The organism is Vibrio sp. B1ASS3 (assembly GCF_905175355.1).
In the GTDB taxonomy this organism is placed as follows: domain Bacteria; phylum Pseudomonadota; class Gammaproteobacteria; order Enterobacterales; family Vibrionaceae; genus Vibrio; species Vibrio owensii.
Genome location: NZ_HG992742.1, coordinates 164,988 through 178,516, shown reverse-complemented (window position 1 = coordinate 178,516; position 13,529 = coordinate 164,988). Strand labels below are relative to the sequence as shown.

The following is a 13,529-nucleotide window of genomic DNA, read 5'->3' as shown; positions in this document are numbered from 1 at the left end:
GGGCTAGTCATTTTTCCTTAAGGAGATCTCTCCACCAACATAGGTCTCCAATCCATTTTCAGTCTCAAGCACGACCCCACCTTGCTGGTCGATGCCCTTCACTATGCCATGAATCTCTCTTGGCCCCATCAACAGCTTAACTGAGCGTCCAATAAAATTATCTAAACGATTCCAGCGGTCAACAAAACCTGCCAGTCCTGCCATTTCATATTCTTCTAGCGCATTTTTCCAATGCTCGATTAGCTTTATCGCTAGCTGAGTCCGGTCAATCAAAACACCATCACTCACTTGGTTCAGCGTCGTCCAAGGTTGATCAATTTCTGGCTGCATATCTGGCATTCCGATATTTAACCCCATGCCGATCACCAAATGCGCTGCTCCACCGGCCTGACCCGACATTTCCACCAAAATACCCGCCAATTTCTTATCTTGGTAATAGATGTCATTCGGCCACTTCAACTTCACGCCATCAATACCAAGGCTTTCTATTGCCTCTACAGCAGCGATACCAACAACCAAGCTCAAGCCCATCGCTGCAGCCATACCAGCATCCAATCGCCAGTACATCGATAAGTAAAGGTTTGTTCCAAAGGGAGATATCCACTGGCGTCCACGCCTTCCTCGCCCTTTTGCCTGATATTCTGCAAGACAAACTCGCCCTTTGTCTGACTCATTCACTTTATCAAGCAAGTATTGGTTAGTAGAGTCAATAACCGAGATCAACTCTATTGGCGTCTCTACTTTGGCTTGCAATTGAGTCTCATCGAGCAACTGCAAAGGCTGGGCTAACTGATAGCCTCGCCCTTGGATACGGTAAATATCCACCCCCCAATCATTAAGCCCTTTGATATGCTTAGCAATGGCAGCTCGAGAGATACCTAACTCCTGCCCTAGCGCTTCTCCTGAATGGAAATCTCCGTCACTGAGCGCCTTGAGAATATGCAATTTTACTGAGTGTTCTTTTCTCATTGCATTGCCTCAATCTCAGCCAGATTGGTCTCGCCCTTGCTATTCATAAAGCGGACTTCATGCTCTAGTTCAATTTGGTATTTATCCCAAACTGTCTTCTTCACTAAAGAAGCCAACTCGACCACATCGCTAGCACTGCAATTATCTACATTGGTTAATACTAAAGCTTGCAATGGGTTCACTTGGGCCCCATTGACTGACACGCCTTTGAGCCCACATTGGTCAATCAACCAACCAGCCGCAACCTTCATCCCCTCTTTTGCTGGATAAGCCACCATGTTGCTATGTTTCTGAATGAGTTGATCATAATGATCTTGGCTGATCACTGGATTTTTGAAGAAACTACCCGCATTGCCCACTTTGGCAGGATCCGGTAATTTTTCCATGCGCACTTGGCAAACACGTTCAAAAATAGCGAGTGGGGTGAGCTCTTCTTCTGGAATACTTTGTAGAGGGCCATATTGATTTATAGCTTTCCATTGCTTAGGCAACTTGAGACCAACCGCAGTAATAAAACACTTCTCATATAGTTCATGCTTAAAGATAGAGTCGCGATAACCAAACAAGCACTCTTCGGCACTCATTCGTTTGGTATCAAAACTGGTCAAATTCAGAATATCGACATATTCGCAAATGTCTTGTAGCTCTAAACCATAAGCACCAATATTTTGAATTGGCGCCGAACCCGCGCACCCTGGGATAAGCGCAAGGTTTTCCATGCCGCCCATCTCTTGCTTAACACTCCATTCGACCAAATCAGGCCAATCTTCTCCACCCTCAATATGCAGCAAGTAATGCTCATCCGTTTCAGTCACGGTTTTACCCATTAAACGGTTGATGATCACCATGCCTTCATAGTGCTGAGTGAACAGCATATTACTGCCTTTACCTAAGAAGAGCTTAGGTATGTCTTGATAAGCTTTGTCTTGGAAGAGTTGTATCACGTCGTCAACAGATTCAACGATCGCTAAATACGCACAAGTTTGTTCTATACCAAATGTGTGAAAAGCCTTAAGGCTCGCGTGTTTCTTAATTTCCATAGTGGATTTGCAACGCCAGATGAGATTCTCTTAAACTATGAACATTCTACATTAGTTATCTTTTAGCCGCAGTGACAATACCTAGCTCATTAATCATAGAAGTGTTAAATCCGATCAAACTGCCTCTCATCAAGAGGTTGTACAAAGCTCATTACCCCGCAGGGAGAGCAAAGCGAGACGAATTGATCGTAACCGCCACCTTAGAGGGCAGTATCATTGCTTTACTAAGATTGAAGACCATTGAGCAATCACGCTTATTGACAGGTATGCTCGTGATCCCTGAATACAGAGGGACAGGCGTAGGGAATGCCTTGCTTACTCATTGTGAAAACACAGTTTTCAACGATGGCGATTATTGCTTTGCTTTTAACCATTTAGAACACTATTACACTCAACACGGATTCGAAACCATTGATAGCTCTGCACTTCCCAACTCTCTAAAAATGGCGTATCTGCGCTATGTAGACAGTGGTAAAGATCTCATTCCAATGCAATTCATTACTTCTGACACTCCAAACGGCGTGGTTTTGTAGCCATAGAATTCATATCTTTGGTAAAATATCAGGTTCGCAATATTGCACTTAATTAAGGTACTCACACCGGTATGATAGTAAGTAGGAACCCATTCGAACAGTTGCCAAGTCTCGCTGTTAAGCCTGAAGACTTCGAAGTTCTGCATGCTGCAGAGACTTTCAGAACTCGTCTTCTTGATGCGATCAGCAAAGCAACGTCGCGAATTTACCTAGTCGCTCTATATCTGGAAGATGATGAAGCTGGCCGTGAAATCTTCACAGCGCTCTATGAAGCGAAACAGCGCAATCCTGGGTTGGACATCAATATCTGTGTAGATTGGCACCGAGCGCAACGAGGTCTTATTGGTGCAGAGTCATCAGAAGGCAACGCAGCACTTTACAAAGCGTTCGCAAAGAAATACCAACACTCTATTCCCGTCTACGGAATTCCAGTGCGTGGAAGGGAAGTCTTTGGAGTACTTCACCTTAAAGGTTTTATCGTTGATGACACCGTGATTTACAGCGGCGCTAGCCTCAATAACGTGTATTTACACTACAACGATCGTTACCGCTTCGACCGCTACCATGTCATTCAGCACAAAGCATTAGCTGACTCTATGGTGAGATTCATCCAAGACGAAATGATCGCTCACCCTGCAGTCAACGACCTAGCAGGCAAAGATAAGCCTGAAACAAAAGAAATCAAAGCAGACATCCGCCAACTTCGCTCTTCATTAGCACGCGCTAACTATGAGTTCGAAACTGAACTCGCTAGCGAAGAAGATGTAAAAGTCACACCGCTTGTTGGTCTAGGCAAACGTCGTAATTTACTTAATCAAAAAATCGTTAAGCTGCTTGCTGCCGCTCAGAATGAAATTTTCATCTGCACCCCTTACTTTAACTTCCCTAAAGCGATTAATCGCGAAGTGAAACGCGCAATGAAGCGTGGGGTAAAAGTCACTATCGTAGTGGGTGATAAAACAGCAAACGACTTCTATATCTCTCCGGAAGAAGAGTTTAAGACCATCGGCGGCCTACCATATCTATACGAACTCAACTTACGTCGATTTGCGAAAGCCAACGAGGCAAGCATTGCTGCGCGCAAACTGTCTATCCACCTTTGGAAGCATGAAAATAATAGCTTCCACCTAAAAGGTATCTGGGTTGATAAGCGCTACATGCTGATGACTGGTAATAACTTGAATCCTCGTGCATGGTCTCTAGACCTAGAAAATGGTCTATTAGTGCAAGATAACTACGCGAAGATGACCGACAAGTTTGAGCAAGAAGTTGCAAACATTCTTGAACATACTCAGCTTATCTGTACATATAGACAATTAGAAAAAGTTGAAGACTATCCAGTAAGCGTTCAGAAGCTGGTTCGTAAGATCACACGAATTAAAGCAGATGGCGTGCTTAAACGTATTCTTTAAGACGCCTACTTAAGTGATAAGGAAGCCCAGTATGAAAATACTGGGCTTTTTTGTTACTTGTAATCAGGGATTAGCAAGCCACTATAGAGAGCAAACGGTAAGCACTCTGCTCTATCTCGGTAAGATCAAAGAACGTAACTGTCCACGTCCCCCTAACCCTTTCTAAAGGATCATTAACCTATGGGCTTAAATTGTTTTAGAAAGGAATTGTTGGACGAACAAATGAGTAAGCAGACGTATAGTGTTTCCTAGCTTCGACGTTTCTATCGGGAGACTTGAGTACTTAAAGCGGGAGGGCTAAGCAATAACTCCAAGGATTCGATTCATTTTGCGGTTTCAGGTAAAGAGCAACCAAGGAAAGAGGCAGAAACAAAAAACTCCGGCATTTCTGCTAGAACCTCAAATATTTCACGGGTTAGACTCAAAGATTAGGGCAGGCTGGCGATCTAACTCCCACTACGCGCTATTTTGATATTAGAGGAATCCGTTACTCTTCCAATAGGCTGGAATTCTTTTCTCCAGATACGAAAAAGGCTCTAGTCTTTCGACTAGAGCCTTAAATATGGCAGGGGTGGAGAGATTCGAACTCCCAACACGCGGATTTGGAATCCATGGGTTACGCTCTATAAAGATATAACCGAATACCACCCTTGGTTATGTTGGCTTGTACCTTATGAAAATTTCGCAAGCTAATGTACTGCAATGTGCTCACCACGATATTTCATCGACAAGTCGTATCGAGAATCACTAGCCAACTAGCACCACGTCTAGGCTTAGAGCTAAATTTCCGACTATGTATGTAGCAATGGTACATTGCGGTAATTCCACCAGCGATTAGCGAAACCATCCCACCGAGAATTTTCTAAAACATTCAGCAGACAATACCACTCTGGTAATCACTGATAGTCATCGCGCTGCACTCCTATCATTATCAGGATTTGAAATTTAATTTCGACAGTCTAACTCTGATAAACTAAGTACGAGTCTTGAGTAACACCTTCAATTCTTCTATCTGCTTACTCTGGTGCTCAACGACTGAAGTTAATTTATCAACTTTACTCTCTAAACCAGTATTATTGTCCATCACCATTTCATCAATAAAGATGGCATTAGCTAATGAAAGAGCAAAGAAACTACCAAAGATGATAACCGATATGACATACCCTCTGATCAAGTAGTAATCCAATGAACCGATTGTCACTAGTGACGGAACTTCATTCCACCCCTCCACCGTGAACAATGAGAAAACGGTATAACTGGCTATAAGTGGGTCTGCAAAGTGAGATGGGATCGACGTTCTAAACAGTAAATATCCAAGAATTGAAAAGAAGACCAGCAGAATCAGGAGCATTAAAAACACACCTCTTGATGCTTTCAATGCTCGACCAATACCGACTAAGATATGCTCGACGTTAGGTATTAGCTTTAATATGCGAAACATACGCAACAATCTAACTACCCGAAGGGCGGTTATAGATTGAATTCCAGGAGCAAATAAATGTCCCGCAATGCTAATAATGACAATACTTGCATCGACGGCATTAAACACACTCTTCCAGTATGCTTTTCCTGTACAACGTACACGATAAAATAAGTCAACTAAAAACAAGCCGTCAATAGCAATTTGAATTGCAGACATTAGCTCTTTATCGTCAACTTTTACCTCAATAGCGAAGATGATACATTGAAGCAATATTAAAAGGGATAGAGGAAGTTCCCCTATCCCTTTCATTTTTTTAATCTGTAGTACAGAAGATGTCATTAGATTGTTACTACTCCCATGCGGTTGATAATGTCCTCCGCACTTTGGTAGTCTTTTTCAAAGTCCTCATTTATTCTACCTTGAATAAAATTTATTCTCTGAGAATGATTTACACCGAATAGATCTAACTTATCCAGCATGTAAACAACTAATAAAGATCCTAAACCAGTAACCAAACCAGAGATAACGCCTGAAATAACATCAGAGAATGGAATTGCAAAGCCAGACAAGTATGTTGAAATTGCTTCATCTGCAAAAATACCCAAACTAACCACAACTCCTGAAGCCAATACTTTACTAGCTTCATGAGCTCCTTCTTTAAAAGACATTCCTGGAGAAGGGGATAGCATAACTTTTAATGCTTTCATCAAAGATAAGAAACTTTCTCTGATGATCCTGACCATGTTCTTACTAGTTTTGACTAAAGTATTAATCACAACTGTGCATATATTTGATACAAAAGCGTTAATAGCCCCAAGAATGCCATTCTGCAGCGCTCGAAGTACACTCTCCCAATTTCCAACAATACTTTTAGCAACACGCTGTAATCGTTCTTTCAGAGAAACCCAAAAACCATGATCTGGAGATGTCTTGAAGCCGTTTGCGAAAATGTCTTTAACTTCGCCAAAAATAGCTGAAATCAAATCAGAGAATAGGCTACCAATAGCTTGCTGTAAGCCTACATTCTTTGCGGCACTTACTGACGTTTCTAATGTTTCTCTAACGAGTTTGCCATGATATTCTTTGCTCGTTGTCTTGTTTAAATGTCCCTTTGACTTGGCGTATTGCAGATTAGCAGAATCATCATCGACTTCGTAATATTCGCCATTAGTTTTGCTTTTGTCTTTAGAATTTTGCAAATGCCGCCATTCTTGGAGATCTTTCTCACCCTTTGATTGATTCATACTTGCATCAATCATCGTTAAGTTTTCATCCGCACTAGCCATATCAACACGATCTTTTAAATTCATGCCTAAATGCGACTTTGGATCTGTCTCTATCTCATGAGCCGATGTTATATGCTCAAGGTGACTCCTCCCGTCTTTAGGAATCTCTTTATTACTATAACCATCAATTAGTGGCCCACCCTCTTGTAATTTTGACTTGCGAATTTTCTTAAAATCATTACCTCTATAAGGCTTATCATCAAAATCATTAATAGATTTCTGCCATTCTTTATAGCTAGCTTCATCTTCTGTCGTTGCTGTAACTCCATCTTTGAAGTTATTGAGAGTAGTAACTGGTCCGCCTTCCTTGTCATTAGCAGCTAAATCTCTACGACTTAACCCTAGTGGTCTTAATAGTTGATCTACTACAACTTCTTTAGTCGAGTCGAATAAGACGTCATACCTTTGACTCGTGAAATCTTGATCTAAAATATCGAGGTAGCTGCGAATTTCACTATGAGACACATGTAGATCATACTGATTACTAAAAAACGAATCAGATTGTTCGCGCTGGGAATTGATTAACTCGTGATCTATATCTGATTCCAAAAACGCATCTAATTCAGAATGAGATTTAGCTAGCCTTACGTCCGGCTTAGAGTGCAACTCATTAAGCAATGCTTTACGTTTACGGAACTTATCTACTCGTGACATAAGGCTACTCCTCTACCTTTTTGTTAAGCCGCAGCTCTGGTTTTCCATGCATCTAAAAAGCGCTCTTCACGCTCATGTACATCACCATCCGCATAAATTGTTGATTCAATGACATCAATAAAGTTTTGTTTATCTTCTGCGGTTTTCATGAAGGGCTTAGCAGCTTCATAAGCTGTGTTAAATGAAGGAGTTGACTTGGTAACCTCTTGAATTCGATTTTTCACAGAATCGGGTAGCTTAGTCCCTGCAATACCAGCAACAAAGAGGTCTATATCTTCTCTTTCTACTGGATCAATATGACCATCACACGCAGCGCATGCCATACCAACAGTGGTTAAAGCAACAAGGTAATCTTCATAGTCTTTATGCGCACCAAAATGCTTTTCTTGTTTTTCTAATGCCGTCTTCAATTTATTTACCTTTGCAGCATTCTCTGCACGACCTTGATTTCGTCCTTCAGCTCTCGCTTTATCTTCAGAATCATCAGTTAAAGCACTTCCAGCTAAACCAGCGGCCGCACCGACTGCAACGCCTGCAGCTGTAGTCGTGCCTGCAGCACCAATTAATGCGGCTACAGAACCCCCACCAGTAACTGGAGCAGCAACTACGGCCCCGATTCCAGCAGCCACCCAACCAGCTGTTTTCCAAAAACTCATACTTATCTCCTTACAAACAGTTACAGATAGTAATATTTAAAATAACAAGTAATAGTACAGACAACTATGAATTACATCACATATATTTTCAGCAACAGCTCAAGTGCTTAATAAGCAATCAAAACGCATACATCTAACAAAATTTCACCTGAGAATGTCAGCAATCGCTACCACTACATTGCTACTACAAGTTATAAAATGAAAGCCTGATCCCTTTCGGAATCAGGCTTTCATTCGTTTACCATATACTAAGCAACAAGTTTTTCAGTATGTTCTCGGTTGTACTCTTCTAGCATCAATACTGCTTCATCAATCTCGTCAGGGTGAAATACCAAGGTCAAATCCACCATCGGATACTTACGAACAAACCAAGAAAGCAGTGGCAACATGCGACTCGTGATTGGCAACGCTGATTCGAGTAGCTTACGTCCCTTAGCATTGCTCAAGTCCTGAGTACTGGTTAATTGAATGCCACCATCTGCCAATTTCTTCATCAAGCTTGGGTAATAACCACGTGGAGCTCGTTGTGGTACAGCAGGTAAGCCCCAACCACCTTGAGTGATAGCACGTAACATCTGCACCTTGAAAATGCCCTCTGAACCATGTTCTAGGTACTTAACGTTTGTACCCTTGAGATAACGACGAACTTTGTAGAAATCCATCCAATTGTCCCAATCTTCCATCGTTTTTAAGCAGTTGTTTACGCGCCACTCATCAAAGTAAGTACGAGCATCTAAACCCTCATCAACGGTATTCCATGGAACCGTATCGAACGATAAATGCTCTATCATTTCACCGCTTTTAGGGTGACGAACTTTCACCATACGAGGGTTTATAGGACAGCGTTTAAAATCCCATTCAAGATTCAGCGTTTGCTCGGTGTGGATGCTAACCAAGTCCATTTCCTTTAACCACATATCACGAGCCGAAGCCAAATGACTACGTTCAATCTTCTGCTTCGGATAACGGTCTAAGAACAACTCAACCATCCAAGCATTTTCGTTAACGCCTTTCAGTGGTTTTACCCCTGCCTTAGCACATACTGGCTTAGTGTTACCTAATTCAGTGGTTAATTGCCCACGAGTCTTCATCGAGATAATCTGCTTCGCATGGTGCTTGAGTTGCATCATGTCTTCACCGCTGACCTCTTTACAGATACGTTGAAAGCGTTTTGCTAATGGACCATCGAGACAGCTCTCCAATTGTTCAAGGGTAGCATTAGTAAGAAAACCGTCTGTCGTTGCACTGACGATTTGCACGTCATTATCCATCGTTAGCTTACGAATAATTTCCATCATCGTGGCACGAACAAACCCCGTCGCATGAGCAGCATAATGAGCATTAGTCACTGGTGAGTATGGGATTTTACTACTCAAGCCTGATGAAATATCGAAACCAGACTTTTCCCGAAGCCCCTGCCCGACCTTTCCGTAAAGTGTATTCCCGATAAGCTTCCAAAGCTGGTCATATAATTCATTGCCCTCTTTTTTATACTTAGAACGTTGCTTACGGATGATTTTAGTAAATGCTTTAAACTGAGATACTGAGCCTTGTTTCCAAGGGATCACCTGACCGTGAAGAATCTCAATTTCTACACCTGCATCATGAGCCAATTGCAACTCTGGTGCTGTCACATAGGTTGACCCCTCTAATGGGTAATAGATACCACGCAAATCAGTGCGACATGGTAATAGCCCCCACTTTATGCCCTCTGGATGCTTGAAACGAACATAAGCAAAGCCCATGGTATGACCGAGATAATCTTCAATATTCTTCGACTCAAACGAATTCGTGTAGTCAGCTTCGAGAATATCGACCAATGCCGTAGTGTAAGCTCCCGATAAGTCGTAATCGTTATAGTCACCTTGCTCTGTTACCCCAAAGTACGCTCCGAAGTTCGCTCCACCATAGAAGCAGTTCACGGCTAGTGCGTCGGTATACTCACGGCTCACTGTCTTAGCTACCGTGACAGATTTACGTATCCCATTACTCTTAGCATGGTAATACTCACCCTTACGTTTCTCGTACCCTAAGAACTCGTGCATCTCATTCACACCACCGCACGTATGCTTGAACAACGACACAGCAAAGTTACCAAGTGTCGAGGGTAACTGCTTCAGCTCTAGCCCCGTATCTTCACGCATATCAACCAGTGCGAACCTCTGCATTTGCAAGCCATACTTCAAGGCAATTTCCGCATCACGAACGGCATAGCGATCAAACAAGCTCTGATCTTCACAATACAAGTCATCCATACGAGAGATCATACCGTCAGCCAATGTCATCTTAGGAATGCCCACTAGCTCACCGATGTCATCAAGCGATGCTTTACTGCTTAACAGTAATGTGTCGATGAAGCGCACCTTGGTTTCAAAGGTATTGTTCGAACCAGTATAGAACTTGGTATTTTCCGTCTTGTACTTGCTGCGACCGATAGACGCGAGGTCAATGCCATAAGAACCGCGACCCGAAGTGATCGAGCCTTGAACCGCTGAAAAGGAATTTTTATGGTTCTTGTTTTTCGCACCGATACTCCAAAACTCCTCAAAAGAAGCAATATCAGCACGCAAGAAATGGGCATAGATAAAGGTAAACTCAGGCCATTCGTCGATGTAACCTTTAGACTTTGCCTTGATTAGTAACTCCTGAATGAACTTGTCGAAATTGACTTTGTAACTCTTGGTGCGATTCGCTAGTTGCTTGCGCTTAGACATTTCTTCTTCTTTAGATAACCCTTGATCACGACATTCTTTAATCAGCTTAGCCATCTCAGTATGCTTCACGCCTTTAAAGGTTTTATCACCGACCTGTACGCTGTAGGAGTAGCAGAGAATATCGTTCTTCTCGGTTTCAGGGTTAAAGACCCACTCTGAATCAATAGCAATATGAACTGCTTTACCTTTTCCACGCATCGCAGACCATGGTTCTGAACGAAGCCCCTCAAAATAGCGATTTATTTGCTCATCTACCTTCTTTTTGGCTTGCTTATAAGTTCGCAATTCTTCCTCAAACTTTTCAACCTGATCATCTAGCAAATGAGAACGATTATTCACGAATGTCGAACCTAACCAATCACTGAGGTTCTGCTCAGTTGCTCGCATAATTTGATAGTCACTCTTTTGTTCTTCCTCGATGATATTCATCACTTGGGTTAGTTTCTTGGTAGTATTCATCGTCGATTACCCTTGTATTAGGTGAAATAAAGACGAAGCAATCCCTCACCAGACAGCTTCGTCGGTAATCGGATATGTAATGACTGGAAATAGTGGAGTGCGCTGAGGCGACTGGTGCTCGAAATGAGACTATTTTAGAAAAGACTGATGTAGAATAGTGCGCACAAAGGCAGTGGTTTGCTAGACCAAATTAAAGCAGGAAAATATCTCCTATTCTGTATTGTCTGAGTTATTTCATCTTAACGACACGAATCCAACGTTTTACAAACTTCATTAACTGCTTGTACCCTGCACAATCACGCCCTTGCTTCTCTGCAATAGATGAGCGGAAACATTTTTTCACATAGTTCATCAAATAAGCAGACTGTTCTAACTCACCGTATTCACTTTCAAACTGGTCGATACTGTCTTCTAGGATTTCAATATAAACCGTTGATTTTCCCTGTTTAGTTTCAGCGCAGTTTTCTTCAATAATATCCAATAGCTCTGTTTTCATAATAGTTACCTCAAATGGATCTATTAAGTGTTTAAAGAATGCCAGCTAGATCTGGCTGTACGAATTTACCAGCTTCAAAGCTCTCCATAGCAGCATGGAGCTGAGTTACTGCAAGATCACGCTTCTCAGCTAAGGGAACAGGCAAGAATGATAAGATTGCATCCTCCTCACCACGAATAATGATCCCTTTGTAATCCTTTCCATTAATACTCTCTATAGCTTCAATGGCTGAAGGACGGACATGGGTGTTCTTCCCTAAATTGAAGAACGGATTTACCTTAGAGGTTTCTAACAAAGCCTCTGTACATTGATCTGCATCGTTCGAGGTCTTGCCCTCCTGATCTTGATTCAACTTGGTATAACTAATTGTCAGTCCTTTCTTATCTAAGAAAATAAAGAGACCGTCCAAGCGAATAATGCTTACAATACGATTGTTCTCAATTGATTTTTTATCCAGTGTTTCGGTAAAGCCACGCTTGATTTTTTTAGCTGAACGAGCCATTTCAGAGTTCCTCTGGTTATTTAAAGTAAGAGAACCTTAGAGTAATAAAAGCCAAGTTACAACCCTTTAAAATCCAATATAAACAATAAAAATCAAAAGGTTAGGAGGAGATGGAGCTTGAGGTTATACATAAAACCCCAAACAGAAAAGTAGCTCAAAAAAACAACCACAAAAGTATTTCGTGGCTTATTCTTGACGTGAAATACTTTTATACACATCAACAACCAAACACTTACAATCAATAAAAAATCATTTTAACTCCATATAGAATCAAAAAACCAATGAGAGCTTTCCACAAAAATCACATCGAAAAAAATTTGAAAAAGTAACTACTTGAACAAGTTTCACACAATTAAGGAAGATATACGTACTAAATTTCAAACACTGTTACTGCTATGGTGACATTGCTGTTGCATCATTAAAGGTGCTTCTAGTTAGAACAATCACAGCAACATCGAGAGATAAACATCAGCAATACATACCGTATTGCACTACCAGAACTGAAATTGCTCTCTAGCTCCCTTATGGGACAAAGTATTCACACTACATAGAATTACGAACCGCACCGAAAAAAAGTAGGGACTTATTTATCATCCCTACACTTTCTTAATCGGCTTTACCAAATATCGCGCCTAACACCCCACCACAAACAGCACCTATGGGAACTGAAAGCGGATGCGGAACCTTTGAACCAATCATTGCACCGATGGTCATTCCCTTTTTAGCGCCTGATTTACTCAGTTTTACCTCATACTTCAACGGACTATCTCGGTCAGGGTAGTACACCGATACGGCTCTTTGATTCATGCCTTGCTTCATAAACCTCTCCCTTTAAAAATAAGAAAGGGCGATACCATTGCTGATATCGCCCTGTTGACGTTGTACTGATAGGTTGACTTGATGCGAGAGTCCCCACTAACTCATCAAGTCTAAAGCCTAAACCATCAATACAACGAATTGGGTTATCGAGGGGTTACGACTGAGACTTTCCCTTTGGGGTATCATCCGTGCATTGGGTTTCATCGGTGACTTGACCATTTAAAGTGCCACATACATCAGCATTCCACTGAACAATCACACCATAAGAGGCAGTATTTTGTTGTCCTGCCTTACCATTCCAGTTTGCCTCTAATAGCGCTTTCATTTTAGAGATGTCACCTGGATTACCTCCGAACGTGCCGCCTGCCAATGATGTTGCTGATACGGTAAACAGTGAGAGTAACGTTAAGATTTTTACTGCTTTTTTCATTGTTGTTTTCCTTAAAGATGAATAAGTCTCAAGCTAACTACCTTTGTTGACTTATGGGTTGTGATAATAAATTGCGTGAAGGACAGGTGATGTCCAACGGGGTGAAATTAATTGAATATTCTGCATAGCCATTGCC

General features: G+C 41.8%; 12 protein-coding genes and 1 tRNA gene. 2 read left to right on the top strand and 11 right to left on the bottom strand.

All coding sequences use genetic code 11. From position 1 onward, the window contains the following. Window positions 1–3: 3 nt before the first annotated feature. Both birA and murB read right to left on the bottom strand, forming a co-directional pair. Complete coding sequence (birA, locus tag KJB05_RS00880; RefSeq protein WP_038897294.1) at window positions 4–969, bottom strand: bifunctional biotin--[acetyl-CoA-carboxylase] ligase/biotin operon repressor BirA; 966 nt, start codon at window positions 967–969, stop codon at window positions 4–6. Then, window positions 966–2,009 (bottom strand): UDP-N-acetylmuramate dehydrogenase, encoded by a 1,044-nt coding sequence (gene murB / locus KJB05_RS00875; protein ID WP_208446224.1) that lies wholly within the window; start codon window positions 2,007–2,009, stop codon window positions 966–968. Before murB ends, birA begins: the two co-directional genes overlap by 4 nt. 101 nt (window positions 2,010–2,110) lie before the next feature. On the opposite strand from murB, the gene KJB05_RS00870 reads away from it, so the two are divergent. Both KJB05_RS00870 and pssA read left to right on the top strand, forming a co-directional pair. Continuing rightward, complete coding sequence (locus tag KJB05_RS00870) at window positions 2,111–2,542, top strand: GNAT family N-acetyltransferase (protein ID WP_199482694.1); 432 nt, start codon at window positions 2,111–2,113, stop codon at window positions 2,540–2,542. Window positions 2,543–2,613: 71 nt separating this feature from the next. Continuing rightward, window positions 2,614–3,954, top strand: a complete 1,341-nt coding sequence (gene pssA / locus KJB05_RS00865; RefSeq protein ID WP_208446223.1) for a CDP-diacylglycerol--serine O-phosphatidyltransferase — start codon at window positions 2,614–2,616, stop codon at window positions 3,952–3,954. A 563-nt stretch (window positions 3,955–4,517) separates the two neighbouring features. On the opposite strand, the gene KJB05_RS00860 is transcribed toward pssA, so the two are convergent. The 9 genes from KJB05_RS00860 to KJB05_RS00820 form a co-directional block, all read right to left on the bottom strand. Beyond that, window positions 4,518–4,606, bottom strand: a tRNA-Ser gene (locus KJB05_RS00860). A 321-nt stretch (window positions 4,607–4,927) separates the two neighbouring features. Further along, window positions 4,928–5,716, bottom strand: a complete 789-nt coding sequence (locus tag KJB05_RS00855; RefSeq protein WP_208446222.1) for an ion transporter — start codon at window positions 5,714–5,716, stop codon at window positions 4,928–4,930. Beyond that, window positions 5,716–7,317 (bottom strand): hypothetical protein, encoded by a 1,602-nt coding sequence (locus KJB05_RS00850; RefSeq protein ID WP_208446221.1) that lies wholly within the window; start codon window positions 7,315–7,317, stop codon window positions 5,716–5,718. The genes KJB05_RS00855 and KJB05_RS00850 overlap by 1 nt, the downstream gene beginning before the upstream one ends. A gap of 23 nt (window positions 7,318–7,340) precedes the next feature. Continuing rightward, a complete protein-coding gene (locus tag KJB05_RS00845; RefSeq protein ID WP_208446220.1) occupies window positions 7,341–7,973 on the bottom strand; it encodes a TerB family tellurite resistance protein in 633 nt (210 codons plus the stop codon). Between the two features lie 248 nt (window positions 7,974–8,221). Then, window positions 8,222–11,146 (bottom strand): DNA polymerase, encoded by a 2,925-nt coding sequence (locus KJB05_RS00840; protein WP_244142977.1) that lies wholly within the window; start codon window positions 11,144–11,146, stop codon window positions 8,222–8,224. A gap of 229 nt (window positions 11,147–11,375) precedes the next feature. Then, on the bottom strand, window positions 11,376–11,642 hold the full coding sequence (locus tag KJB05_RS00835; RefSeq protein ID WP_208446219.1) for a hypothetical protein: 267 nt from the start codon (window positions 11,640–11,642) through the stop codon (window positions 11,376–11,378). Window positions 11,643–11,673: 31 nt separating this feature from the next. Beyond that, window positions 11,674–12,144, bottom strand: a complete 471-nt coding sequence (locus KJB05_RS00830) for a hypothetical protein (protein WP_208446218.1) — start codon at window positions 12,142–12,144, stop codon at window positions 11,674–11,676. 606 nt (window positions 12,145–12,750) lie between these two features. After that, window positions 12,751–12,963: a hypothetical protein gene (locus tag KJB05_RS00825; protein WP_244142976.1), complete on the bottom strand. Its 213-nt coding sequence runs from the start codon at window positions 12,961–12,963 to the stop codon at window positions 12,751–12,753. A 154-nt stretch (window positions 12,964–13,117) separates the two neighbouring features. Next, window positions 13,118–13,393, bottom strand: a complete 276-nt coding sequence (locus tag KJB05_RS00820; RefSeq protein WP_208446217.1) for a hypothetical protein — start codon at window positions 13,391–13,393, stop codon at window positions 13,118–13,120. Window positions 13,394–13,529 lie beyond the last annotated feature (136 nt).

Coding starts and splice junctions, on each gene's coding strand:
- birA (WP_038897294.1), bottom strand. CDS start 969: ATGAGAAAAGAACACTCAGTAAAATTGCATATTCTCAAGGCGCTCAGT.
- murB (WP_208446224.1), bottom strand. CDS start 2,009: ATGGAAATTAAGAAACACGCGAGCCTTAAGGCTTTTCACACATTTGGT.
- pssA (WP_208446223.1), top strand. CDS start 2,614: ATGATAGTAAGTAGGAACCCATTCGAACAGTTGCCAAGTCTCGCTGTT.
- KJB05_RS00855 (WP_208446222.1), bottom strand. CDS start 5,716: ATGACATCTTCTGTACTACAGATTAAAAAAATGAAAGGGATAGGGGAA.
- KJB05_RS00850 (WP_208446221.1), bottom strand. CDS start 7,317: ATGTCACGAGTAGATAAGTTCCGTAAACGTAAAGCATTGCTTAATGAG.
- KJB05_RS00845 (WP_208446220.1), bottom strand. CDS start 7,973: ATGAGTTTTTGGAAAACAGCTGGTTGGGTGGCTGCTGGAATCGGGGCC.
- KJB05_RS00840 (WP_244142977.1), bottom strand. CDS start 11,146: ATGAATACTACCAAGAAACTAACCCAAGTGATGAATATCATCGAGGAA.
- KJB05_RS00835 (WP_208446219.1), bottom strand. CDS start 11,642: ATGAAAACAGAGCTATTGGATATTATTGAAGAAAACTGCGCTGAAACT.
- KJB05_RS00830 (WP_208446218.1), bottom strand. CDS start 12,144: ATGGCTCGTTCAGCTAAAAAAATCAAGCGTGGCTTTACCGAAACACTG.
- KJB05_RS00825 (WP_244142976.1), bottom strand. CDS start 12,963: ATGAAGCAAGGCATGAATCAAAGAGCCGTATCGGTGTACTACCCTGAC.
- KJB05_RS00820 (WP_208446217.1), bottom strand. CDS start 13,393: ATGAAAAAAGCAGTAAAAATCTTAACGTTACTCTCACTGTTTACCGTA.